This is a genomic window from Curtobacterium sp. MCBD17_026, assembly GCF_003234895.2.
Taxonomy (GTDB): Bacteria; Actinomycetota; Actinomycetes; order Actinomycetales; family Microbacteriaceae; genus Curtobacterium; species Curtobacterium flaccumfaciens.
On the sequence record NZ_CP126281.1, the window covers coordinates 2,068,585 to 2,093,511 of the forward strand.

Genomic DNA, 24,927 nt, shown 5'->3' on the forward strand with positions numbered 1-24,927 from the left:
CATTTCTAGTAGACCGTCACTTCGTGCTTGACCTCGCCGGTCTCCTCGTCGACCTCGTCCGGGTCGGCGGGCCCCTCTTGCGCGACCTTCTTGATGAGCTTGAACTCGACGACGGCCAGCGAGCCGTAGATCAGGGTGAAGACCAGCAGCGAGATGAGGACCTCGAGCCCGGTCACGTTCGGCGACACACCGTCCTTCGTCTGGAGCAGCCCGAACACGAGCCACGGCTGGCGGCCCATCTCGGTGAAGACCCAGCCGACGATCATCGCGGCCATCGGCAGCGGCACGGTCCAGGTGGCGATGCGCCACACCCAGCGCTGCGTCGGGAACCGGCCCTTGCGGGTCAGCCACAGCCCGACCAGCGAGACCATGACCGCGCCGACGCCGAGGGCGATCATCCAGCGGAACGACCAGTAGGTGACCCAGATGATCGGCTTGTAGTCGCCGGGGCCGTACACCTGCGTGTACTGCGCCTGCAGGTCGTTGATGCCCTCGACCGTGCCGTTGAACGTGTGCGTCGACAGGAACGACAGCAGGTACGGCACCCGGATCGAGAACAGCTCGTGCACACCGTCGGGGGTACCGAGCGTGAAGATCGAGAACGAGGCGTCCTTACCGGTCGCGGTGTTGTACAGCGCCTCGGCCGCCGCCATCTTCATCGGCTGCGTGTCGACCATCGTCAGTCCGAGCTGGTCGCCGGTCAGGACGGTCAGCGCGCCGGCCGCGAGCATCGTCCACATGCCGAACTTGAGCGCCGGCATCATCGTCTCGAGGTTCTGGTTGCGGGCCAGGTGGTAGGCCGCGACCGAGATGATGACCGCCGCGGCGACCATGAAGCAGGCGAAGAGCGTGTGCGGGAACGCGGCCAGGGCGACCTTGTTGCCGAGCACCGCCCAGATGTCGGTGAGCTCCGCACGACCCTTGGCCTCGTTCATCGCGAAGCCGACCGGGTGCTGCATGAACGCGTTCGCGGCGATGATGAAGTACGCGGACATGATCGTGCCGGCGCTGACGCACCAGATGCTCGCCAGGTGCAGGCCCTTGGGCAGGCGGTCCCAGCCGAAGATCCAGATGCCGATGAACGCCGCCTCGAAGAAGAACGCCAGGATCCCCTCGAGCGCGAGCGGTGCGCCGAAGACGTCACCGACGAAGCGCGAGTAGTTCGACCAGTTCATGCCGAACTGGAACTCCTGCACGATGCCCGTCACGACACCCATCGCGAAGTTGATCAGGAAGATCCGCCCGAAGAACCGCGTCAGCTGCAGGTAGTGCGCGCGGCCGGTCCGGTACCAGGCGGTCTGGAACACGGCCACCACGGCTGCCATGCCGATCGTCAGCGGGACGAAGAGGAAGTGGTAGATGGTCGTCAGACCGAACTGCCACCGCGACAGGAGGAGCGGATCGAGGAGGTCGTTCATGCGGCGATTCCGAGACGGGTGGCCGCGCGCTGTTCGTGCACGTCAGTTGCTTCCTGTGGAACGGATACATCAGGTGTCACAGCCCTTGGGACACCACAAACGCTATCGCGCCGCGCCCCAGTTCGACAACTTGTAGAACCGCCCTGTGCACAAACGTGCACAGCCTCTGCACGGCACAACCGTGCGGAACCGATGTTCGCGCTGGCCACTCCGTGAACGACGACAGGCGCCGGGTAGATACCCGACGCCTGTCGTTTTACTTTCCGCCAGGTGCTAGAGCAGACCCTCGGCCTTGAGCCAGTCCTCGGCGATGGTGGACGCCTTCTCCTTGTCGGCCGTGCTCTTGGTGTTGAGCTCGATCAGAGCCTCGGTCGTGAGCTTCTCGTTGACCGAGTCGATCGCGTCCGCAGCCTTCTCGTCGACCTTCTTCGAGACGACCGGCACGACGTTCTGCGGCAGGATCAGGTTCTCCGGGTCCTTCAGCGTGACGAAGCCGTTCGCCTTGATGCTCGGGTCGGCCGTGTAGATGTCCGCCAGCTGGACGGTGTCGTCCTTGAGCGCCTTGACCGTCAGGGCGCCACCACCGTCCTCGATCGCCTTGAAGTCGACGTCGACGCCGTAGACCGACTTGAGCCCCTTCGGCCCGTACGGCCGCGTCTGGTTCTCGGAGTTGGCCCCCACGGTGAGCTTCTCGTCGACGTTCTTCAGGTCGGCGAGGCTCGTGACGTCGTTGTCCTCGGAGAACTTCTTCGTGACGGTGTAGCTGTCCTGGTCGGTCGCGTCGGCCTCGTCGAGGACCCGGAGGCCCTTCGGCAGGGCCTTGTCGAGCCCGTCGTCGATCTGGTCGGCGGTCTTCGCGTCCGAGTCCTTGTCGAAGTACTGCAGCAGGTTGCCGCTGTACTCGGGCATGACGTCGATGGCGCCCTTCTCGAGCTGCGGGATGTAGACCTCACGCTGCCCGATGTTGAAGTTGCGCTTCACGTCGAAGCCGTCCTTCTCGAGGACCTGGGCGTAGAGCTCGGCGATGATCTCGTTCGAGTAGTACTGCTGCGATCCGACGACGATGGTCTTCGAGTCGGACGAGTCGCTGGAGCCGTTGTCGAGCGGGTCGCTCGACGCGCAGCCGGCGAGGGCGGCGACGACGCCCACCGCCATCGCGGCGGCGACACCGGCGCGGATCTTGGGTGCTGTGATCACGAGGGATTTCCTTCCGGGAGTGGATTGCGGGCTCGCTCACGCGACCCCTGACGCTGTCGGGCCGACGGGTCCGCGGTGCCCTTCGGCACCGCCGCCCGCTGCAGCACGGCGAACACGATCTCGAACGCGATCGCGAGGGCGATCACGAGGATGGAGGCGCCGAGCATCTCGGCGTAGTCCTGGGTCTTCAGGCCGAGGAAGAAGTACCCGCCGAGGCCACCGGCCCCGACGTACGCGGCGAGCGTGGCCGTCGCGACGACCTGCAGCACAGCGGCACGGATGCCGCCGATCAGGAGCGGGAGCCCGAGCGGGATCTCGACCTTCCACAGGATCTGCCAGCCGGTCATGCCCTGGGCCTTCGCGGCGTCGACGACCACCGGGTCGACGGACTCGATGCCGGAGTACGCACCTGCGAGCACCGACGGGATCGCCAGGATGACGAGGGCGAGCAAGGGAGCCTGCAGCCCGATGCCGAGCAGCAGCCCGAACAGCGAGAGCACGCCGAGCGTCGGGAGCGCCCGCACCCCGCCGGACACGGCGATCGAGAAGCCACGAGCACGGCGCGTGTGGCCGATCGCGTACCCGACCGGCACGGCGATGACGGCGGCGATGAGCACCGCGAGCAGGGTGATCCAGACGTGCTCCCAGAGGCGCTGGGGGATGCCGTTGTAGCCGCCGTAGTTCGCGGAGTCGAACACCCACGCGAAGGCCTGTCCGATGATCACGAGGAGACCTCCGCTGCTTGCAGGACCCGGCGGGCCTGTCGGCGTGACACCGAGTTCGTCCGGGTCCACGGCATGACCAGGCGCCCGAGCAGCACGAGGAGGCCGTCGAGGGCGAAGGCGAGCACGAGCACCATCACGATGCCGGAGAGGATCTCCTCGTAGATCCCGCGCCCCAGGCCGTCGGTGAACAGGAGGCCGAGGCTCGGGATGCCGAGGACCGCGCCGACCGTGGTCAGCGAGATCGTGGAGACCGACACCACCCGGAGCCCGGCCAGCAGGACCGGACCGGCGAGCGGGAGCTCCACACGGAAGAACCGCTGCGCCGGTGAGTAGCCCATCGCGGTCGAGGCGGACTTGGTCTCGGAGTCGACCGAGGTCAGCCCGTCGACCGTGGACCGGACCATCAGTGCGAGGCCGTACAGCGTCAGGCCGATGACGACGTTGATCGGGCTCTGCAGGTCCGTGCCGATGATGCTCGGCAGCGCGACGAACAGGGCGAGCGACGGGATGGCGTAGAGCAGACCGGCGAGGGTCACGATGCTGCTGCCCACACCCGATGCGAAGCGCGACCCGCCGGGCCGCTGCAGCCGGACCACCAGCCACCCGATCGGGATCGACAGCAGGAACGCGACGATGATCGGCGGGATCGCGATCGCGAGGTGGGAGAGGGTGTTGTCCCAGATCGTGTCGAGGTTCGCCAGCACCCAATTCACCGGGTGCCCCCACCCTGCGCCGGAGCACCCGGTGCGTCGTGCGACGCTCCGGCCTCTGCTGCTCGAGCGTCGGACTGCGGCACGGCCTCGGCGGCGTCGACGACCCCGACGGGACCCGTCAGTACGCCGGCCGCGCGGCCTTCACCGTCGACGACGATCGGACCCGTCGGCGTCTGCTCGACACGGAGTGCGCGGCGCCCGCGGCCGGCGCCGATGAACGTGGCGACGAAGTCGTCAGCGGGCGCGGCGAGGATCTCGGCCGGCGTCCCCTGCTGGGCGATCTCGCCGCCCTTCTTGAGGATGACGACCTGGTCGCCGAGCTTGAACGCCTCGTCGATGTCGTGCGTCACGAACACGACGGTCTTGCCGAGTTCACGCTGCAGGCGGATGAGCTCGTCCTGCAGGTCGTTCCGCACCAGGGGGTCCACCGCACCGAACGGCTCGTCCATGAGCAGGATGTTCGGGTCGACGGCCAGCCCGCGGGCCACACCGACGCGCTGCTGCTGGCCGCCGGAGAGCTGTGACGGGTAGCGGTCGGCGAAGGCACGGTCGAGCCCGACGGTGTCCATGAGCTCGAGGGCGCGCTTCCGCGCGTCGGCCTTGGAGACGCCGGTCAGCAGCGGGACGGTCGCGATGTTGTCGACGACCTTGCGGTGCGGCAGCAGTCCGGAGTTCTGCATGACGTACCCGATGTGGCGACGGAGCTCGACGGGGTTGATCCCGGCGACGTCCGAGCCGTCGATCTCGACGGTTCCGGAGGTGGGGTCGACCATGCGGTTGATCATGCGGAGCAGCGTGGTCTTGCCACAGCCGCTGGATCCGACGAAGACGGTGGTGGTCCGGGACGGGATGACCAGATCGAAGTGCTCGACCGCAGTCGTGCCGTCCGGGTAGGTCTTGCGCACCGAGCGGAACTCGATCATGGGGTGCCCTTCTGTTCGGAGGTAGCCCGACTCCGGATGAGAGTACCCGGGGGTGCCAACATCGGTTCGCTGTGACGATCCGTGACGGACCCGCGGCGGTGTGCAGGGCGGCGGGGATGCCGACGGGCTCGACGGGTTCGGTGGGGACGACGACGCCCGCGCCTCGGTGTTCGGAGGCGCGGGCGGATCGGATCGGTCACCGGCGTGTCGCGCCGGCTGACTGGGTGGTCAGGACGCGGCGATCACCGATTCCAGGTGCGCTCGGTTCATCCGGCGGTACTCCTCGATCAGCTCCGTGTCGGGGTGTTCGCGGTCGCGGTGCGCCCGCGCCAGCACCGCGTGACCGGACTCCGCGAGGACGACCCAGGCACGGGCGATGCGCTCGTCGTCCGGCAGGCCGAAGCGGTCTCGCATGATCTGGCCGACGGTCGCGCCGAGCGCGCCCATGCGGTCCTCGGCATCGCCCGTGCCGGTGTCCGCCGGATCGCCGAAGCGGATGGCCCGGAAGCCGGGCTCGGTGCGGTACATCTCGGCGGTCATGTCGATGAGCGCGTCGTTGGCGTCCTGCCAGGTCTCGGCGCCGCTGGCGTCGAGCACCTCGACGAAGCGGGAGGCGAGCCGCTGGGTGCAGCGGATCGCGAGTGCCTCGACCACGGCGATGCGGTCCGGGAAGTACCGGTAGACGGTGCCGATCGACGCCCCCGCGCGCTCGGCGACCATGGCGGTCGTGAGCCGTTCGAACCCGATCTCGTCGATCACCGCGGCTGCGGCGTCGAGGAGGCCGGCGAGGCGCGCCGAACTGCGGGCTTGGACCGGCTCGTTCCTGAGCAGTGATGATCCCCCCGGCAGAGCGTTCGTTACCTCGGTGACGAGCACGTGTTCTCCTCTTGCGCTCCAGCGCGGTTGGTTGGTGTGACGGGGACAACTTTCGCAGAACCCGCCTGGAACGTGGCTGCGACTCACCAGTTCCGCCCAGCGCGCGGATTCGTCAGCCGTCCATGGGATGATGACGCCATGCCCGACCCGACGCCCCACGAGCCGTCGTTGGCCGAGCCGCTCCTGCACCGCGCGGCCCGCATCGAGGACGCCGTCCAGGAGTTCCGCGAGCACCGTGCACGCCGTCGCGGACTGGTGCCCACGGTGGTCCCGTACACCGGCTACGGCGCGCCCGGTTGGGTGCGCATCCTCTGCCGTGTGCTGCTGACGCGCCGCGGTCTCGCCTCCGACGTCTCCTACGCCGGCGTCCGCGGCTGGAAGAGCTTCACGAGCGTCGCCGTCGACCACGCCGAGGTCACCGTCACCGCCGGCGGCGTCTCCCACGTGGTGAAGACCGACCGTGGCGGCGTCGTCGACACCATCGTCCCGATCGACCTCGAGCCCGGCTGGCGCACAGTGCGGCTGTCGGCAGGCGGTGGGCGCGATGTCGAGGCCGACGTGTTCGTCGTGCACCCGGACACCCGCTTCGGGCTGCTGTCCGACATCGACGACACCGTCATGGTGACCTCGCTCCCCCGCCCCATGCTCGCCGCCTGGAACTCGTTCGTCCTGACCGAGCACGCCCGCCGCCCGGTGCCGGGCATGTCCGTGCTGTACGAGCGGATCCTCGCGCAGCACCCCGGTTCCCCGACGGTCTACCTGTCGACCGGAGCGTGGAACGTCGCCCCGACGCTGCAGCGCTTCCTGTCGCGCAACATGTACCCGTCCGGCACGCTCCTGCTCACCGACTGGGGTCCCACCCACGACCGGTTCTTCCGCAGCGGTCAACTGCACAAGCAGGAGAACCTGCGGCGGCTCGCCAAGGACTTCCCGGACATCCGCTGGCTCTTGGTCGGCGACGACGGACAGCACGACGAGACCCTCTACGGCGACTTCTCGCGGGAGCACCCGGACAACGTCGCGGGCGTCGCCATCCGGCAGCTGTCCACGAGCGAAGCGGTCCTGGCCGGTGGTCGATCGCGGGCGCAGGAACGCTCCCGTGACTCGTCGGCGCCCTGGGTGTACGCGCCGGACGGCGCCGGCCTGTGGAGCGAGCTCGCGCGCGTCGGCATCATCGAGTCCGACGCCTCCGACCCGGCCTGAGCGACCCTTCATCACGATCTCGGCCCGGAGTCCCTTCGTCCGACCGCAGTGCTCGGGCATCGGGTGTTCGATCGGTCCATGAGCACCGAGCCGGCCGCACCACCCCCAGCCGCACCACACACACCGCCGAACCGCATCGAGGACCACGCCCTGATCGGCGACACCGGCACCGCTGCCCTGGTCGGCCGCGACGGGACCATCGACTGGGCGTGCCTGCCGCGCTTCGACAGCTCGTCCACCTTCGCCTCGCTGCTCGGCATCGAGGACCACGGGCACTGGACGCTGCGGCCCGTCGACGGTGACGCCACCGCCGAGTGGCGGTACCAGGGCGACACCCTGGTGCTCTCGACCGTCTGGACCACCCGTGACGGCGTGGTCGAGGTCACCGAGTTCATGCCCGTCGGAGCGCACCGCCCCTCGATCGTGCGGCGGGTGCGTGGGCTCCGCGGCACCGTCGAGCTCCGGCAGACGCTCCGGATCCGGTTCGACTACTCGCGGGCCCTGCCGTGGATCCGGCAGATCGGAGACGACGACGAACCGGCGCTGCTCGCGACGGCCGGTCCGGGCTCGGTGATCGTCCGGGGGCCGCAGTTCCGCGCCGACGACCACCGGCACACCGCCGTCACGACGGTCCACGACGGCGACGTGCTCGACACGGTGCTCACGTGGTACCCCTCGCATCGCGAACCTCCGGAGCCGCTCGACGTCGACGCGGCCCTCGCCCACACGGTGGAGTGGTGGACGGCGTGGACCGCCCCAGCGCAGACCACCGGTCGGTACGCCGACGCCGCACGACGGTCGCTGGTGTTCCTCCGCGCGATGACCCACGGCGAGACCGGTGGCGTCGTCGCAGCCGCGACCACGGGCCTGCCGGAAGACCCCGGCGGCGAACGCAACTGGGACTACCGCTACGTGTGGCTACGCGACGCCTCCCTCGCGCTCGCGTCGCTCATCGCCCACGGCTACCGCGACGAGGCCACGCACTGGCGTGGCTGGCTGCTGCGCGCGATCGCGGGTGACCCCGCCGACGTGCAGATCATGTACGGCATCGCCGGCGAACGCGAGCTGCCCGAACGGGAACTGCCCGACCTGCCCGGGTACCTCGGGTCGACGCCCGTGCGCGTCGGCAACGGGGCCTCGACGCAGTACCAGGGAGACGTCTTCGGCGAGGTGCTCGCGGCACTGCACGACGCCCGCGAGCTCGGTGTCGAGGAGAACGCCGACTCCTGGGCGCTGCAGCGGGCGCTGCTCGGCTACGTCGAGGAGCACTGGCAGGAGCCGGACAACGGCATCTGGGAGATGCGCGGCCCGCGGCGCAGCTTCACCCACTCGCGGGTGATGATCTGGGCCGCGTTCGACCGCGGGGTCGCCGCGGTCGAGGAGTTCGGCCTCGCGGGCCCCGTCGACCGCTGGCGCACCCTGCGCGACACCGTCCGCGCCGAGATCGAGGAGCACGGCTGGAACGCCGCGCGCGGTTCGTTCCGCCAGCACTACGACACCGACGAGGTCGACGCGAGCCTGCTCGTCCTGCCGCAGGTCGGGTTCTGCCGCGCCGACGACCCCCGGATGACGGGCACCGTGCGCGCCATCGAGGAGGACCTGCGCGTCGGGGACGACGGCCTCGTGCTCCGCTACCGCACGACGGCCGGCTTCGACGGGCTGTCCGGCGCCGAGCACCCGTTCCTGGCGTGCTCGTTCTGGTTGGTGGAGCAGTACGCCGCCTCGGGCCGGGTCGAGGACGCGGAACGCCTGATGGACGTGCTCGTCGGGTACGCGAACGACGTCGGCATGCTCTCCGAGGAGATCGACGTCGCCACCGGGCACCACATCGGCAACACCCCGCAGGTGCTGTCGCACCTGACGCTCGTGTCGGCAGCGGACGCCATCGAGCGCGCACGTGGCGCGACCGTCGGGCACCGCACGCGGTTGCCCGTCCACGACGGTGGCACGCGGTCGTGGACGGGCGAGGGTGAGCGCGCCGGCTCCCCCGCCTGACGTCCCGCTCGACGCCCTGAAGACGCCGTCGTCTTCGCGCGACGCCTCGAAGCCGCCGAGACGCCGCAGGATCCGGCGGCGTCACGATGACACGACGGCGTCTTGCGATGCCCTGAAGGCGACCCCACGACGGACGGGAGGCCCGGTGCCAGCTGGCACCGGGCCTCCCGTCCGTCCGTGCGTCCGTTCAGGACGTCGGGAACGCGTCCGTCAGGACGACGACTCCCAGTCCGCCGGGCCGCGCGAACCGGCGCGGTACTCCTCGAGCGGGACCTCGTCCGCCTTCCAGGCGGCGACGACCGGCTCCACGATCTCCCAGCAGCGCTCGGCCACGTCACCGCGGATTGAGAGCAGCGGGTCGTCGTGGAAGATGCCGTTCAGGACCTCGCCGTACGGGGTGAGCTCGCCGTCGCTGAACGACGACGACAGGGTGACCTGTCCCATCTCGAACGGGTTGCCACCGCCGTTGGCCGACACCGACAGCTCGATCTCGTCCGGGTTCAGGACGATGCGCAGGGTGTCGGTCTTCGGGCGACCGCTCAGACCGGAGGGCAGGCGCGTGACCGGCTTGAAGGTGATCAGGACCTCTTTCCGGCTGGCGCCGAGGGCCTTGCCGGAGCGCAGCGTGAAGGGGACGCCGGCCCAGCGGGCGGTGTCGACCTCGACCGAGATCTCGGCGAGGGTCTCCGTCTTGCGCGACGGGTCGACGCCGTCCTCTTCCTGGTACGACGGCAGTTCCTTGCCGTCGATGGTGCCGGCCGTGTAGACCGCGCGGCGCGAGGCGATCTTCGCGTCGTCGCCCTTGAGGCGGGTGGAGCGCAGGACCCGGGCGAGCGACGAGCGGAACTCGACCGCGTCGATCGCGGCCGGGGCGTCCATCGTGACCAGGCCGAGGATCTGCAGCAGGTGCGACTGAATCATGTCGACCATCGCGCCGGCCTCGTCGTAGTACTGGGCGCGGTTCTCGAGACCGAGGGTCTCGTCGTAGAAGATGTCGACCTTCTCGATGTTCTCGGCGTTCCAGATGGGCTCGAACAGGCGGTTCGCGAAGCGCAGACCGATGATGTTCAGCACGGTGGTGCGGCCGAGGAAGTGGTCGGTGCGGTGCACGCGGTCCTCGGGGACGAGCTTGAGCACGGTCTCGTTGAGGGCTTGGGCGCTGGCGACGTCGGTGCCGAAGGGCTTCTCGAAGGCCAGGGTCGTGCCCTCGGGGAGCTCGACGTGCTCGAGCGCCTCGCAGATGTCGGAGGCGATCTGCGGCGGGAGGGCGAAGTACAGGATCGGCTCGGATTCGGCCGCGGCCAGGAGCGCCTCGAGGTGCTTCGGGTCGGTGGGGTCGCCCTGGATGAACTGCGTCGACTCGATGGTCGCGTCGACCTCCGGCCCCTTGACGTCCTGCGACGCGAAGGACTGCGTGACGATGTCCTTCCACTTCTCGGGGCTGCGCTCGCTGCGGCCCGTGCCGATCAGCTGCACGGGGACTGCACGGCCGCTCTGCAGGAACGTGCCGAGGCCCGGCAGGAGCAGGCGGGAGGCGAGGTCGCCCGTCGCGCCGAAGATGATGAGGGTGCGCTTGTCGGTCACCTGAGGTGACTCCTTTCGCTGTGGTGGGAGGTCCGCTCCAGTCAAGTCGCGGGCGGGCCCGTTTGTTCCGGATCGGGACCGGAGTTCGTCTCCTGGACGCACTTCGGGCGGCACCGTTCTGGTGCCGCCCGAAGTGTCAGGTGCGCTGCAGCGCCGGGTCAGTGCCCGAAGTTGCCGCGGTAGTACTCGTAGACCCAACCGACCAGGGTGATCGCCACGAGGACGAGCCCGATCGGGACGATCCACAGGCCGGCGGCCACGCCGAGGAAGCACACGCCGACCGCGGCGGCCAGCAGGATGGGCCACCAGGACCACGGGCTGAAGTGCCCAAGCTCGGCGTCGCCGTCCTCGATGTTGGCGTCGGGGCGGTCCTCGGGCAGGACCCCGCCCTGGGACGACATGACCTTGCCGAGGTAGAAGGCGATGAACGCCGACATCAGGCCGGTGAGGCCGATCGCCACGGTGCCCACCCACTCGGGCTCGCCGTAGTAGATCAGCGCCCAGATCGTGTAGGCGGCGTCCGCCAGGATGAAGAACCCGAAGAGGATCCAGAACAGGTTGGTGTTCGCGCGCATGGCCTTACTTCACCTCGCCCTTCGCGGCGTCGTAGGTCGGGGCATCGGGGGCGTCCTTCGCGGGACCGACACCGATCGGCACACCGGCCTCGGGGTGGTTCAGGTCGAAGGCCGGGGACTCCGAACGGATGCGCGGGATCGACGTGAAGTTGTGGCGCGGCGGCGGGCAGGAGGTCGCCCACTCGAGCGAACGGCCGTAGCCCCACGGGTCGTTCACGGCGACCTTCGGTGCGTTCCGGGCGGTCACGTAGACGTTGAAGATGAACGGCAGGAACGAGATCGCGAGGATCATCGAGCCGATCGTCGACAGCTGGTTCATCCAAGTGAAACCGTCGTTCGGCAGGTAGGTCGCGTAACGACGCGGCATGCCGATGACGCCCAGCCAGTGCTGGATGAGGAACGTGGTGTGGAACCCGATGAACAGGAGCCAGAAGTGGATCTTGCCGAGTCGCTCGTTGAGCATCTTGCCGGTCCACTTCGGCCACCAGAAGTAGAAGCCCGAGAACATCGCGAACACGACGGTGCCGAAGACCACGTAGTGGAAGTGCGCCACGACGAAGTACGAGTCGGACACGTGGAAGTCGAGCGGCGGCGACGCCAGGATCACGCCGGTGAGACCACCGAAGGTGAACGTGATGAGGAAGCCGAGGGCCCAGAGGAGCGGGGTCTCGAACGTGACCGAACCGCGCCACATGGTGCCGACCCAGTTGAAGATCTTCACGCCGGTCGGGACCGCGATCAGCATCGTCATGAGCGAGAACCACGGGAGCAGGACGCCACCGGTGACGTACATGTGGTGCGCCCACACCGTGATCGAGAGGGCCGCGATGGAGATCGTCGCGTAGACCAGGGTCTTGTACCCGAAGATCGGCTTGCGGCTGAACACCGGGAAGACCTCGGAGACGATGCCGAAGAACGGCAGCGCGATGATGTAGACCTCGGGGTGCCCGAAGAACCAGAACAGGTGCTGCCAGAGCAGGGCCCCGCCGTTGGCCGGGTTGAAGATCTGCGCGTCGAACACGCGGTCGAGCCCGAGGCCGAAGAGCGCCGTCGCGAGGACCGGGAACGCCATCAGGACGAGGAGCGCCGTCACGAGGGTGTTCCACGTGAAGATCGACATGCGGAACATGGTCAGACCCGGGGCACGCATCGTGATGATCGTGGTGATGAAGTTCACCGCGCCGAGGATCGTCGAGAAGCCGGTCATGCCGAGCCCGAAGACCCAGAGTGTGCCGCCGAGCCCTGGTGTGAACGTCGTGTCACTCAGTGGCGCGTAGGCGAACCACCCGAACGAGGCTGCGCCCTGCGGGGTGAGGAAGCCGCCGACCGCGATGAGCGAGCCGAACAGGTAGAGCCAGAAGGCGAAGCCGTTGAGTCGCGGGAAGGCGACGTCGGGCGCACCGATCTGCAGCGGCATGATCGCGTTCGCGAAGCCGGAGAACAGCGGCGTCGCGAACATCAGCAGCATGATCGTGCCGTGCATCGTGAACAGCTGGTTGTACTGCTCCTTCGTCGCGACCACGTGCAGGCCGGGTTCGAAGAGCTGGGCACGGATCACGAGCGCCATCACACCTGCGAGCAGGAAGAAGATGAACGACGCGATCAGGTACATGTACCCGATGGTCTTGTGGTCGGTGGAGGTGATCCACCGGACGACGATGTTGCCCTTCCGACCCACCTTCGACGCCTGGAAGTCCGGCGACGAGGTCTGGGTCGGTTGGCCGACGAGTGACGTTGTCATCTGACGAGCCCCTACTTGTTCTCGCTGGACGCCTCGACCGGCGCCTTGTTGTTCGGTTCGTTGGAGTTGGTGTTGTACTCGTCACCGAGCAGACCGACCTTGCCCTGGTCCTTCAGGGTGTCGAGGTAGTCCTGGTACTGCGCCGGGGTGACGACCTTCACCTGGAAGAGCATCAGCGAGTGGTACTCACCGCAGAGCTCAGCGCACTTGCCCTGGTACGTGCCGAGCTTCTCCGGGATGAAGTACTCCCAGTTGGTCTTGCCCGGGAGCATGTCCTTCTTGTAGAGGAAGTCGATGACCCAGAAGGAGTGGTCGACGTCACGCGATGAGAGCTCGATCGCGACCTTCTTGCCCTTCGGCAGGTAGAGGGTCGGCAGCTGCGACTCGTCGATCGCCCCGTTGGCGTTCTCTTCTTCCTGGGCCTGGATGCCCTGGTAGTAGACGCTCTCTTCGGGGTTGTCCTTGTTGATGTAGTTGAAGTCCCACGCCCAGCGCTTGCCGTACACGTGCACGGTGGCGTCGGGGTCGGCGAAGGGCTTCTCGATCGCGGCCTGGTCCTTCGCGGTGAAGGCGAAGAAGCCGAGCACGAGGATCAGCGGCACGATCGTGTAGAAGATCTCGAGCGGCATGTTGTACCGCATCTGCACGGGCAGGCCGGTCTGGCCCTTCCGGCGGCGGTAGACGATCGCTGCCCAGATGACGAGGCCCCAGACGATGAGTCCGACGGCGAGGAGAACGACCCAGCTGGTGGTCCACAGGCCGACGATGCGGCTCGTGTGGTTGGTGACGTTCTTCGTCTCCTCCGTGCCGGGGAGCCATCCGTTCATCTGCTGCTGCGTGCAGCCAGCCAGTGCGATGACCAGACCGACGGCCACCGGGACGGCCGCCCAACGTATACGGCGATTCGAACGCACTGTTACCTCTCGCAAAAGACGTGAGCTTCGGAGGTCAGCCCGTCGAGTCCGACGGCGAGCCGCACGAAGGCGGCGCATGGCTGGCTCCCAGCTTGATTGGAACACTCCTAGCTTACTCGCAGCTCGGTACCGCTCGCGCACACACGACACGGTTCTGGCCTCGATCCGCACGCCGGCGGGCCCGATTCCGCCCGGTCGCGCCGCGCCCCGGCGCGCCACGTCCGGTCACACGAACGCGAGCGGGGAGCGACCGTTCCGGTCGCTCCCCGCTCGCGTGTCGGATCGCTGATGATCAGTGGAAGCTGTCACCACACGCGCAGCTGCCCTGCGCGTTCGGGTTGTCGATCGTGAAGCCCTGCTTCTGGATCGTGTCCTCGAAGTCGATCGTCGCGCCGTCGAGGTACGGGACGCTCATCTTGTCGACGACGACCTCGACCCCGTCGAACTCGGCCGTGACGTCGCCGTCGAGCAGGCGCTCGTCGAAGTACAGCTGGTAGATCAGGCCCGAGCAGCCGCCGGGCTGGACGGCGAGGCGCAGGCGCAGGTCGTCGCGGCCCTCCTGCTCGAGCAGGCTCGCCACCTTGCCGGCAGCGGCGTCGCTCAGGAGGACGCCGTGCGACTGCGTTTCAGTCGCCGGTGCTCCGGTGATGGTGTCGCTCATCGCGCGTCTCCCTCCGGGCGGTGCTGGTCACCGCGCCTGGCGTCGATTGTAAGCACCCTCAGCTGCGCGTCGCGAGCCTGGCGAGCAGGATCGTCTCCGACGCGATGGCACGGTGCAGGACACCGAGGTGCTGCGACTCGTTCGGGCTGTGGGCACGGGTGTCCGGGTCCTCGACGCCGGTGACCAGGATCTGCGCGTCCGGGAACTCCGCGGCGAGGTCGGACACGAACGGGATCGATCCGCCGATGCCCTGCTCGACCGCCTCGGCACCCCACCCCTCGCGCATGGCCGTGCGGGCCTCCTGGACGGCCCAGCCAGCGGTGTCGACGAGGAACCCGTCGCCGCTGTCCGGCTCGGTGATCTCCATCCGTGCACCGAACGGGACGTGCTCGCGCAGGTGCCGCTCGACGGCCGCGTACGCCTGCCTGGCGTCCTGGCCGGGGGCGACGCGGACCGAGACCCGTGCCGAGACCGTGGGCAGCAGGGTGTTCGAGGCGTTCGCGACGCTCGGCACGTCCATGCCGGTCACCGTGATCGACGGCTGGAACCACATGCGGGACAGCACGGCGCCGGTGCCGATCGGGCGCACACCGGGGACGAGTGCGGCGTCGACGGCGAGTTCGTCCTCGGTGCGCTCCGGCACGTCGGCCTCGTACGAGGTCAGCCCGTCGACGGCGACCGAACCGTCCGCGTCGTGCAGCGAGGCGAGCAGCTGCACCATGGGGATCATCGCGTCCGGGGCCGCTCCCCCGAACATGCCGCTGTGGCTGGCGTGCTCGAGCGTGGTCAGGGTGAGCTTGAAGGTGACGTTGCCGCGCAGTGAGACCGTGATCGACGGCACCTCGGTCGACCAGTTGTCACTGTCCGCCACGACGATGACGTCGGCGGCGAGGTGCTCCTTCTGCTCGCGCAGGAACGTGCGGAACGAGCGCGAGCCGAACTCCTCCTCGCCCTCGACGAACAGCACGATCCCGAGGTCGAGGTCGTCACCGAACTGGGCGTGCACCGCGCGGAGCGACGCGATGTGCGTCATCACGCCCGCCTTGTCGTCCGAGGCCCCGCGGCCGTACAGGCGGTCACCGCGCAGGGTCGGCTCGAACGGCGGCGTCTCCCACAGGGCCTCGTCGCCCTGCGGCTGCACGTCGTGGTGGGCGTAGAGCATCACCGTCGGCTTGCCGTTCCGCGCCGGGCGCACCGCGAGCACCGCGGGCTGGCCCAGTTCGGTCTCGGCGTCGGCCTCGGCGACGTCGGCCGTCGAGCCGGACACCGCGGACCGCACGATCCGGACGTCGTCCGCGCCGAACACCCCGGTCGACCGGGCGAGGTCCGCGACGGCCTCGGCACTCGCGCGCACGTTCGCCGGGTCGAAGGCCGACCAGGACACCGACGGCAGGCGCACCAGCGCGGACAGGTCGGCGATCGTCGTGGGCAGCGCCCCCTGCACGTGTTCGCGCAGGGCGTCGAGGAGCGCAGGGTCGGTCGCGGGGCTGTGCTGTTCGCTGTCGGTCATGCCCGGTAATCTAGAGGAGATCCCGCACGCACACCGCCGTTAGGAACGCACCGTGGCGAAGGCAGCCCCCAAGACCAACACGACCGTCAACCCGACCGAGGCCGAGCTCCTCGAGCAGGGCAAGGGCCGCCCCACGCCGTCCCGCCGCGAGCGAGAGGCAGCGAACCGCCGCCCCCTCGTCGGCAACACGCCGGTCGACAAGAAGGCCGCCCGCGCTCGTCTCAACTCGGAGCGCGAGCGTGCCCGGGTCGGCATGGCCAACGGCGAGGAGCGCTACCTGCCGGCGAAGGACCGCGGTGAGCAGCGACGCTTCGTCCGCGACTGGATCGACGCCCGCTGGAACGTCGGCGAGGTCATGATGCCCGTGCTCGTGCTGTTCCTGATCGTCGGGTTCGCGGCCGCGCAGACCGTGATCGCGTCCTACTCGCTCCTGCTGGTGTGGGCGTTCGTGGCCCTGTTCATCATCGACTGCGTGGTGCTGTGGCTGTCGCTCCGCCGCAAGCTCACCACCAAGTTCGGCGAGTTCCAGCGCGGCACGTTCCTCTACATCCTCACGCGGGCTTGGCAGCTGCGCTTCCTGCGGCTGCCGAAGCCCCAGGTCCGGCGTGGGCAGTACCCCACGCTCTAGCCACACACACATGACGAAGCGCCGCCCGGCATGCCGGGCGGCGCTTCGTCGTTTCCACTCCGTCGTTCCCGCACCCACACGACGGACTGGAGGCCCGTGGCGGTGTCGCCACGGGCCTCCAGTCCGTCAGGTGGTCGCGTCTACCGCGCGGCGAGACGCAGCCGCCGGCGGCGCAGCCGGTTGATGCGCGCGGCCCAGGTCGGTCCCTCGTAGAGGAACGCCGTGTAGCCCTGCACGAGCGTGGCTCCCGCGTCGATGCGGTCCTGCACGTCCTGCTCGGTGGTCACACCACCGACGGCGATGACGCAGAAGTCGGAGGGCACCGCGGCGCGGACGCGTCGCAGGACCTCGAGCGAGCGAGCGGCGACCGGCGCACCGGAGAGGCCCCCGGCACCCATCGCCTCGACGTCGGACGGATCGGCCGTCAGGCCGTCGCGGGAGATCGTCGTGTTGTTCGCGATCACCCCGGACAGTCCGACCTCGACCGCGAGGCCCGCGATCGCGTCGATCTGCTCGTCGGTCAGGTCCGGTGCGATCTTGACGAGCACCGGCGTCCGGCCGGCGGCGTCACGCACCGCGGACAGCAGCGGTCGGAGCTGGTCGAGTTCCTGCAGTCCGCGCAGGCCGGGCGTGTTCGGCGAGCTGACGTTGACCGCCAGGTAGTCCGCGAACGTGGCGAGCCGACGGGTGGACTCGAGGTAGTCGTCGATGGCGTCCTCGACGGCGACGACCCGGCTCTTGCCGATGTTCACGCCGATGACCGGTCGGCCGGGGTTGCGGCGGGCGCGCTCGAGGCGTCGGGCGGCCGCTGCGGCGCCGTGGTTGTTGAAGCCCATGCGGTTGATGAGGGCGCGGTCGCCGATCAGCCGGAACAGGCGCGGGCGCTCGTTGCCGGGCTGCGGCTTGGCGGTGATGGTGCCGACCTCGACGTGGCCGAAGCCGAGCAGGCCGAGACCGGCGATGCCGCGGGCGTCCTTGTCGAACCCGGCCGCCAGGCCGAAGCGCGACGGGAAGTGGATGCCCATCGTGGTGACGCCGTCGGCCGCCGCCGGACGGCAGTACCGCTCGACGACGCCGCTCAGGAACGGCACGCGGGGCAGCCCCGCGATGACGGCGAACGCGAGGTGGTGGGCGCGCTCCGGGTCCATGTTCGCGAACACGGAGCGGAACACGACGCGGTACCCGCCGCGCACGATCCGTTCGGCGATGCCGCTCACGCGCGCGTGCCGGACGGTGCGGACGACTCGGCGGCCGCGTCGGATGCCCCGTGGTGGTCGCGGCGGAGCTGGCCGATGGCGTCCTCGAAGTCCTCGAGCGAGTCGAACGCCTGGTAGACGCTCGCGAACCGCAGGTAGGCGACCTCGTCGAGCTCCCGCAGGGGCGCGAGGATCGCGAGGCCGATGTCGTTCGCGTCGATCTGGCTGGATCCGGAGGACCGTACGGTCTCCTCGACGCGCTGGGCGAGCACGGCCAGGTCGCCGTCGGTGACCGGGCGTCCCTGGCACGCCTTGCGCACGCCGGAGACGATCTTGTCGCGGCTGAACGGCTCGGTGACACCGTTGCGCTTCACCACGTTGAGCGATGCGGTCTCGGTGGTCGAGAACCGTCGACCGCAGTTGGGGCACTGACGACGGCGGCGGATGGAGGTTCCGTCGTCGCTCGTCCGTGAGTCGACGACGCGGGAGTCCGGGTGGCGGCAGAAGGGGCAGAACATGTCGTTCCCCAGGCTATCGGTTCGTGCGCTCCGTCACGGCGGCCCCGTGCGCGGGGAGCTGCTCCTCGGTGGACAGCGCGACGATGTGCGGCGCGACCTCGGCCAGGGCCTCCGGCGTGTACCGGACGATCTGCTGGGGCCGCAGGAACGTCGACGCGGACAACCCGGACCCGAACCGGGCCTGGCCGCCGGTCGGCAGCACGTGGTTCGACCCGGCCAGGTAGTCCCCCAGGCTCACCGGCGTGCTCGGCCCGACGAACACCGCACCGGCGGCGTCGATGTCGGCCAGCACCGCGTCGTCGTCGACCGTCTGGATCTCGAGGTGCTCCGGCCCGTACGCGTTGCTCACGGTCGCCGCGTCGGTCAGCGAGTCCACCAGGACGATCGCGGACTGCGGTCCGTCCAGGGCGGCCTGGAGGCGCGCAGCCGTCCCGAGCACCGCGGTGCGTTCCGGGATCGCGGCCTCCACCGCGTCGGCGAACGTCGCGGACGTCGTCACCAGCACGCTGCCGGCCTGCTCGTCGTGCTCGGCCTGGCTGATGAGGTCGGCGGCCACGAACCCGGCGTCGGCGGTGTCGTCCGCGATCACGAGGATCTCGGTCGCCCCGGCCTCGGAGTCGATGCCCACCACCCCGCGCACCAGACGTTTGGCGGCGGCGACGTAGTTGTTGCCAGGCCCCGTGACCAGGTCGACCGGCTCGAGGTCGATCTCGGCGACGCCGTACGCCAGCGCGCCGACGGCTCCGGCGCCGCCCATCGCGTAGACCTCGTCGATGCCGAGCAGCCCCGCCGCGGCGAGGATCGTCGGGTGCACCGCGCCGCCGTGGTCGCGCTGCGGCGGTGACACGAGGGCGATCGAGGGCACGCCTGCGACCTGGGCCGCGACGACGTTCATCACCACGCTGGACGGGTAGACGGCCTTGCCACCGGGCACGTAGAGCCCCACACGGCGCATCGGCTGCCAGCGCTGGTGGACCTCGGCGCCGCCGGCCAGGGTCGTCACGGCCGGGGCGGGGATCTGCGCGGCACTCGCGGCCCGGACGCGGCGGATGGCCTCGTCGAGTGCTGCTCGGACCTCGGGGGTGAGCCCGGCCACGGCGGCGGTGATCTCGGCAGCGGACACCCGTACGTTCGCAGGAGCTCCGCCGTCGAAGCGCTCGGCCTGGTCGTGCAGGGCCGCGGCCCCACGGTGTCGGACGTCCTCGATCAACTCGCGCGCGGCATCGACGGCGTGCGACACGTCACCCGCGGCACGGGGCATGAGTCGGAGGAGTTCGGCACGGGCGGGGAGGCCGCCGCGGAGGTCGATTCGCTGCATCATGAGGCCTCCAGCGTACCGGCGGCGTGCTGCACGACGGCGTCGACCACGGGCCGGTGGCGGGCGGTCTGGTCGGCATCCCACGCGTCGAGCAGGTGCAGCGTGGCGATCCGGAAGGCCAGCGCACGGACGAGCAGCTGCGGCCACTCGGGGACGCCGGTGCCGAGCACGCCGAGCCGACCGACGGCGACCCCGTGCCAGCACACGGCGTCGACCGCGGCGATCGCGGCGCCGAGGCCCGGCGGGCGCCAGTAGGGTGCCCAGTCGAACACCGTCGGCGGCTCCCCCGGCGTGAAGAGCACGTTGCCGAGCAGGTCGCCGTGGACGAGCTGCGACGGGGACGTCACCGGCCGGAACGTCGCGGCCAGGCGATCCAGCGTCGGGTCATCGGGCAGGGCTGTTCCGCCCCAGGCCATGCGGTCCGCCCGGCTCCAGGGCTCTCCGCGGTGGTCGAGGAAGTCGGGGCGTGGCAGATGGGCGATCGCGCGGTGGAACGCTGCACCCGCGGCGATCACGTCGTCCACGCGAGTCGGGTCGGTCCGACCGTCGACCCACCGCCAGGCCTCCCAACCGTCGTCGCCGGTGCTGACGCCGGTGCCGGCGTCGGCGCGGGCGTCCACGACCCAGTCCCCGGACGTGGCGGCGACGGGGCGCGGCGTCCGGAACCCGGCCGTGTGGACCAGCCGCGCCAGTGTGGCGGACCGCCACCGGGCCTCCAGGCGGTCACCGGACGGGCGGAGGACGACGTCCCCGGCGCGCCACGTGAGTCCGCGCCCGCCGCCCAGGCGCTCGAGCGGCCGGTCGTGCACGCCGAACGCCCGGAGGACGTGCGGTGCCGGCTGGCCGTCGGTCACGCGGTCCGCAGGATCTTCACCATCGGCCGGCCCGTGGCGACCTCGTCGACGAGCTTGTCGAGGTACCGGATCTGCCGCATGAGCGGGTCGTCGAGCTCCTCGATCCGCACCCCGCAGATCACCCCGGTGATGAGCGGGGCGTTCGGGTTGAGGTGCGCGCTGGCGAAGAAGTCCTCGAACGTGGTCCGGTCGGCCAGGTGCTGCGCGAGCGCCAGGTCGTCGAAGCCGGTCAGCCACTCGATGACGGTGTCGAGTTCCGCCTTCGTGTGGCCCTTCCGCTCCACCTTCGCCAGGTAGTGCCCGTAGACGTCCGCGACGGGCGTCCCGAAGATCCGGTGACCGGCCATGGTCGACGCTCCTACACCAGGCAGCGGGGTCCGAGCAGGCTCTTCAGCTCGCCGAACAGGTCGGGGGTCAGGTTCACCGGGAACGGCAACTCGAAGGTGCGCGCGACGTCGTCCTTGAGCAGCTTCAGCCGGACCTCGGTGTCACCCTGGTGGCGGCCGAGCACGGCGGCGAGCTCCGTCACCGTGGTCGTCGTGGCCTGTCGTTCCGGCAGGGACAGGGTGAGCGGGCCGGACCCCATCGCGTCGCCGACGTTCGGCTGGAACATGCTCACCGCGTGCAGGGCCTTGCCGTCGTCGCGCACGTTGACGCGGCCACGAAGCACGACGATCGAGTCGGGCACCAGCGACGGGCCGAACTCCTGGTACGTCTTGCCCAGGAACATCACGCCGATCTGGCCGCCGAAGTCCTCGATGTCGACGATGCCGTACGGGTTGCCGCTCGTCTTCGCCACCCGGTGCTGCACGCTCGTCAGCAGGCCCGCGACGGTCACCGTCTCGCCCTCGATCGAGTCGTCGGCGGTCAGCAGGTCGGCGATGGTGATCGACTGGTGCTTCGCGAGCTCGATCTCGAGCCCGGCGAGCGGGTGGTCGGACACGTAGAGCCCGAGCATGTCCCGCTCGAACGCGAGCTTGTCGCGCTTGGACCACTCCGGGCGGTCCGGCACCTGCGACACCGCGGCGCTCGGGGCGTCCTCGGCTGCCTCGGCGAAGAGCGAGTCGAAGTCGAACCCGACGTTGCCGTGGGCCTCGTCGCGCTTGACCTTGACCGCACCTTCGACCGCGCCCTCGTGGATCTCCACCAGGGCGCGTCGGGTGTCGCCGAACTCGTCGAAGGCACCGGCCTTGATGAGCGACTCCACCGTGCGCTTGTTCGCCGACGAGATCGGGATCTTGCGCAGGAAGTCGTGGAACGACTCGAAGGCGCCCTTCTCGGTCCGGGCCTTGACGATGTCGTCGACGACGTTGAACCCGACGTTGCGGATGGCACCCATGCCGAATCGGATGTCGTCGCCGACTGCGGCGAAGAAGCCGATCGACTCGTTGACGTCCGGCGGCATCACCTTGATGCCCATCCGGCGGCACTCGTTCAGGTACAGGGCGAGCTTGTCGCGGGCGTCGCCGACCGAGGTCAGCAGGGCGGCCATGTACTCGGCCGGGTAGTGCGCCTTGAGGTAGGCGGTCCAGAAGGACACCACACCGTAGGCGGCGGAGTGCGCCTTGTTGAACGCGTAGTCGGAGAAGGGCAGCAGGATGTCCCACAGCGTCTTGATCGCCGCGTCGGAGTACCCGTTGTCCTTCATGCCCTGCTGGAAGCCCGCGTACTGCTTGTCGAGCTCGGACTTCTTCTTCTTACCCATCGCGCGGCGGAGGATGTCCGCCTGGCCGAGGGAGAACCCGGCGACCTTCTGCGCGATGGCCATCACTTGCTCTTGGTAGATGATCAGGCCGTAGGTCGTGCCGATGATGTCCTTGAGGGGCTCTTCGAGCTCCGGGTGGATCGGCGTGATCGGCTGCTCGCCGTTCTTGCGGAGCGCGTAGTTCGTGTGCGAGTTCGCTCCCATGGGCCCCGGGCGGTACAGGGCGATGAGCGCGGAGATGTCCTCGAAGTTGTCGGGCTTCATCAGGCGCAGCAGGCCGCGCATCGGCCCGCCGTCGAGCTGGAACACGCCGAGGGTGTCGCCGCGCTGCAGGAGCGCGTACGCCTCGGGGTCTTCCAGACCCATGTTCTCGAGGTCGAGCTCGATCCCACGGTTCGTCTTGATGTTGTCGAGGGCGTCACTGATGATCGTGAGGTTGCGGAGCCCCAGGAAGTCCATCTTGATCAGGCCGAGCGATTCCGCTGCCGGGTAGTCGAACTGCGTGACGATCTGGCCGTCCTGCTCCCGCTTCATGATCGGGATGATGTCGATGAGCGGGTCGCTCGACATGATGACGCCGGCCGCGTGCACGCCCCACTGACGCTTCAGCCCCTCGAGCCCGAGTGCGGTGTCGAAGACGGTCTTCGCCTCGGGGTCGGTCTCGACCACGGTGCGGACGTCGACGGCTTCCTTGTAGCGCGGGTGGTCCTTGTCGAAGATCCCGGTGAGCGGGATGTCCTTGCCCATCACGGGCGGCGGCATCGCCTTCGTGAGCTTCTCGCCCATGCCGAACGGGAACCCGAGGACGCGCGAGGAGTCCTTGAGTGCCTGCTTCGCCTTGATCGTGCCGTACGTGACGATCTGCGCGACGCGCTCCGACCCGTACTTCTCGGTGACGTACTTGATCGCCTCACCGCGGCGCCGGTCGTCGAAGTCGACGTCGAAGTCGGGCATCGAGACTCGGTCCGGGTTGAGGAAGCGCTCGAAGATCAGGCCGTGCCGGATCGGGTCGAGGTCGGTGATGCGCATCGCGTACGCGACCATCGATCCGGCACCGGAGCCACGCCCCGGACCGACGCGGATGCCGTTGTTCTTGGACCAGTTGATGAAGTCCGCGACCACCAGGAAGTAGCCGGGGAACCCCATCTGGTTGATGATGCCGACCTCGTAGTCGGCGCGGTCCTGGACCTCTTTCGAGATGCCGTCCGGGTACCGGTAGTCCAGCCCCTTCGCGACCTCTTTCTCGAACCAGGAGTGCTCGGTCTCGCCCTCGGGCACCGGGAACTTCGGCATGTAGTTGGCCGAGGTGTCGAACTCGACGTTGCAGCGTTCCGCGATGAGCAGCGTGTTGTCGCAGGCCTCGAGGTTGTCGCGGAAGACGTGCCGCATCTGCGCCGGGGTCTTCAGGTAGAACTCGTCGGCGTCGAACTTGAAGCGGTTCGGGTCGTTCAGGGTCGAGCCGGACTGCACGCAGAGTAGTGCCGCGTGCGACTTGGCGTCGTGGGCGTGCGTGTAGTGCAGGTCGTTCGTGCCGACCAGCGGGATGTCGAGGTCCTTCGCCAGGCGGATCAGGTCGCTCATGATCCGGCGTTCGATCTCGAGGCCGTGGTCCATGACCTCGGCGAAGTAGTTCTCCTTGCCGAAGATGTCGCGGTAGTCGGCGGCCGCCTGCACTGCTTCGTCGTACTGGCCGAGACGCAGGCGCGTCTGGATCTCCCCCGAGGGGCAGCCCGTCGTGGCGATGATGCCCTCGTGGTACTCCTGCAGGAGCTCGATGTCCATGCGGGGCTTGAAGTAGTAGCCCTCGAGCGACGCCTTGGACGACAGACGGAACAGGTTGTGCATGCCCGTCGTGTTCTCGGCGAACATCGTCATGTGCGTGTACGAGCCGGCACCGGACACGTCGTCGCCACCACCGTCACCCCAGCGCACCCGGGTCTTGTCCGAGCGGTGTGTGCGGGGCGTGATGTACGCCTCGGTCCCGATGATCGGTTTGACGCCACCGGCCTTCGCGGCCTTCCAGAACTCGAAGGCGCCGAACATGTTGCCGTGGTCGGTCACCGCCACGGCGGGCATCCCCTGCGCGGCGGTCTCCGCCACGAGGTCGGAGAGCCTGGCGGCACCGTCGAGCATCGAGTACTCGCTGTGCACGTGCAGGTGGACGAAGGAGTCGGAATCCGACACGGAACCTCCGGTTCGTACGGTGTGCTGCGGGGTGGGAACAGCCTAACCGCGGCCGCCCACATTCCCGCGCGCGTCGGGGCGGACGCCAGGCGCGTGGCGGGGCCGCACCGCGCCTCCAGACCGGCAGCGGGTCGCGGCACGCGCGGGGCGCGCCGCCGAGCGGGCAGGACACGCCGCCCGCGAGCCGCCGCGGGTGCGGGAAGCGTCGCCTGGCGGCCTCGCAGCCGACAGTTCGCGACCCCTCGGCGCAAGCCGCTGGGCGCGGCAGCCTGGAGGCGCGGGGCGGGCCCCACCGCGCCTCCAGACCGGCCCCAGGTCGCGACGCGCTCGGCGCGCCGCCGAGGGGGCAGGACACGCCGCAGGCCGACCGCCGCGGGTGCGGAAAGCGTCGCCTGGCGGCCTCGCAGCCGACAGTTCGCGACCCCTCGGCACAAGCAGCCGGGCGCGGCAGCCTGGAGGCGCGTGGCGGGGGCCGCACCGCGCCTCCAG

21 protein-coding genes are annotated in these 24,927 nt (G+C 69.3%); 3 read left to right on the forward strand and 18 right to left on the reverse strand.

The window, feature by feature from the left end; all coding sequences use genetic code 11:
- Positions 1-5: 5 nt before the first annotated feature.
- From DEI85_RS09760 to DEI85_RS09785, 6 genes are all read right to left on the reverse strand, one after another.
- Positions 6-1,418, reverse strand: a complete 1,413-nt coding sequence (locus DEI85_RS09760) for a cytochrome ubiquinol oxidase subunit I (protein WP_027465275.1) — start codon at positions 1,416-1,418, stop codon at positions 6-8.
- Positions 1,419-1,691: 273 nt separating this feature from the next.
- A complete protein-coding gene (locus DEI85_RS09765) occupies positions 1,692-2,615 on the reverse strand; it encodes an ABC transporter substrate-binding protein (RefSeq protein ID WP_111123959.1) in 924 nt (307 codons plus the stop codon).
- Positions 2,612-3,340: an ABC transporter permease gene (locus tag DEI85_RS09770; protein WP_111123958.1), complete on the reverse strand. Its 729-nt coding sequence runs from the start codon at positions 3,338-3,340 to the stop codon at positions 2,612-2,614. Before DEI85_RS09770 ends, DEI85_RS09765 begins: the two co-directional genes overlap by 4 nt.
- Complete coding sequence (locus DEI85_RS09775; RefSeq protein ID WP_111123957.1) at positions 3,337-4,053, reverse strand: ABC transporter permease; 717 nt, start codon at positions 4,051-4,053, stop codon at positions 3,337-3,339. The genes DEI85_RS09770 and DEI85_RS09775 overlap by 4 nt, the downstream gene beginning before the upstream one ends.
- A complete protein-coding gene (locus DEI85_RS09780; RefSeq protein WP_071248155.1) occupies positions 4,050-4,976 on the reverse strand; it encodes an ABC transporter ATP-binding protein in 927 nt (308 codons plus the stop codon). The genes DEI85_RS09775 and DEI85_RS09780 overlap by 4 nt, the downstream gene beginning before the upstream one ends.
- 228 nt (positions 4,977-5,204) lie before the next feature.
- Positions 5,205-5,852: a TetR/AcrR family transcriptional regulator gene (locus DEI85_RS09785; protein WP_111091095.1), complete on the reverse strand. Its 648-nt coding sequence runs from the start codon at positions 5,850-5,852 to the stop codon at positions 5,205-5,207.
- Positions 5,853-5,990: 138 nt separating this feature from the next.
- Here DEI85_RS09785 and DEI85_RS09790 point away from each other — a divergent pair, with 138 nt between their 5' ends.
- Entirely contained in the window at positions 5,991-7,055 is a 1,065-nt protein-coding gene (locus DEI85_RS09790; protein ID WP_111091094.1) for an App1 family protein phosphatidate phosphatase, read from the forward strand.
- A 78-nt stretch (positions 7,056-7,133) separates the two neighbouring features.
- Positions 7,134-9,050, forward strand: a complete 1,917-nt coding sequence (locus DEI85_RS09795; protein ID WP_111123956.1) for a glycoside hydrolase family 15 protein — start codon at positions 7,134-7,136, stop codon at positions 9,048-9,050.
- A gap of 210 nt (positions 9,051-9,260) precedes the next feature.
- Here DEI85_RS09795 and DEI85_RS09800 read toward each other — a convergent pair whose 3' ends face one another.
- The 6 genes from DEI85_RS09800 to DEI85_RS09825 all read right to left on the reverse strand — a co-directional run bounded on the left by DEI85_RS09800 (position 9,261) and on the right by DEI85_RS09825 (position 16,035).
- On the reverse strand, positions 9,261-10,634 hold the full coding sequence (locus DEI85_RS09800) for a glucose-6-phosphate dehydrogenase (protein ID WP_110860189.1): 1,374 nt from the start codon (positions 10,632-10,634) through the stop codon (positions 9,261-9,263).
- Between the two features lie 158 nt (positions 10,635-10,792).
- On the reverse strand, positions 10,793-11,209 hold the full coding sequence (locus DEI85_RS09805) for a cytochrome c oxidase subunit 4 (protein ID WP_110860187.1): 417 nt from the start codon (positions 11,207-11,209) through the stop codon (positions 10,793-10,795).
- 4 nt (positions 11,210-11,213) lie between these two features.
- A complete protein-coding gene (gene ctaD / locus DEI85_RS09810; RefSeq protein ID WP_250893043.1) occupies positions 11,214-12,950 on the reverse strand; it encodes an aa3-type cytochrome oxidase subunit I in 1,737 nt (578 codons plus the stop codon).
- An 11-nt stretch (positions 12,951-12,961) separates the two neighbouring features.
- Entirely contained in the window at positions 12,962-13,864 is a 903-nt protein-coding gene (gene ctaC, locus DEI85_RS09815; RefSeq protein WP_110860185.1) for an aa3-type cytochrome oxidase subunit II, read from the reverse strand.
- 292 nt (positions 13,865-14,156) lie between these two features.
- Complete coding sequence (locus DEI85_RS09820; RefSeq protein WP_110860183.1) at positions 14,157-14,525, reverse strand: HesB/IscA family protein; 369 nt, start codon at positions 14,523-14,525, stop codon at positions 14,157-14,159.
- Positions 14,526-14,583: 58 nt separating this feature from the next.
- Entirely contained in the window at positions 14,584-16,035 is a 1,452-nt protein-coding gene (locus DEI85_RS09825; protein ID WP_111123955.1) for a dipeptidase, read from the reverse strand.
- Between the two features lie 52 nt (positions 16,036-16,087).
- Here DEI85_RS09825 and DEI85_RS09830 point away from each other — a divergent pair, with 52 nt between their 5' ends.
- Positions 16,088-16,663, forward strand: coding sequence for a DUF3043 domain-containing protein (locus DEI85_RS09830; protein ID WP_110860179.1), 576 nt, complete (start codon positions 16,088-16,090; stop codon positions 16,661-16,663).
- A gap of 140 nt (positions 16,664-16,803) precedes the next feature.
- Here the strand turns inward: DEI85_RS09830 and DEI85_RS09835 are convergent, their stop codons facing one another.
- Genes DEI85_RS09835 through dnaE form a run of 6 tightly spaced genes read right to left on the reverse strand, consistent with a single transcriptional unit; the run spans position 16,804 to position 24,387 of the window.
- Complete coding sequence (locus DEI85_RS09835; RefSeq protein ID WP_111123954.1) at positions 16,804-17,880, reverse strand: quinone-dependent dihydroorotate dehydrogenase; 1,077 nt, start codon at positions 17,878-17,880, stop codon at positions 16,804-16,806.
- On the reverse strand, positions 17,877-18,377 hold the full coding sequence (gene nrdR, locus DEI85_RS09840) for a transcriptional regulator NrdR (protein ID WP_111123953.1): 501 nt from the start codon (positions 18,375-18,377) through the stop codon (positions 17,877-17,879). The genes DEI85_RS09835 and nrdR overlap by 4 nt, the downstream gene beginning before the upstream one ends.
- Before the next feature lie 13 nt (positions 18,378-18,390).
- Positions 18,391-19,698 (reverse strand): histidinol dehydrogenase, encoded by a 1,308-nt coding sequence (gene hisD / locus DEI85_RS09845; RefSeq protein WP_111091090.1) that lies wholly within the window; start codon positions 19,696-19,698, stop codon positions 18,391-18,393.
- Positions 19,695-20,549, reverse strand: coding sequence for a hypothetical protein (locus DEI85_RS09850; protein ID WP_110860170.1), 855 nt, complete (start codon positions 20,547-20,549; stop codon positions 19,695-19,697). Before DEI85_RS09850 ends, hisD begins: the two co-directional genes overlap by 4 nt.
- Entirely contained in the window at positions 20,546-20,896 is a 351-nt protein-coding gene (locus DEI85_RS09855; RefSeq protein WP_110860168.1) for a DUF2200 domain-containing protein, read from the reverse strand. The genes DEI85_RS09850 and DEI85_RS09855 overlap by 4 nt, the downstream gene beginning before the upstream one ends.
- A gap of 11 nt (positions 20,897-20,907) precedes the next feature.
- Positions 20,908-24,387: a DNA polymerase III subunit alpha gene (gene dnaE, locus DEI85_RS09860; RefSeq protein ID WP_375231872.1), complete on the reverse strand. Its 3,480-nt coding sequence runs from the start codon at positions 24,385-24,387 to the stop codon at positions 20,908-20,910.
- Between the last annotated feature and the right edge of the window lie 540 nt (positions 24,388-24,927).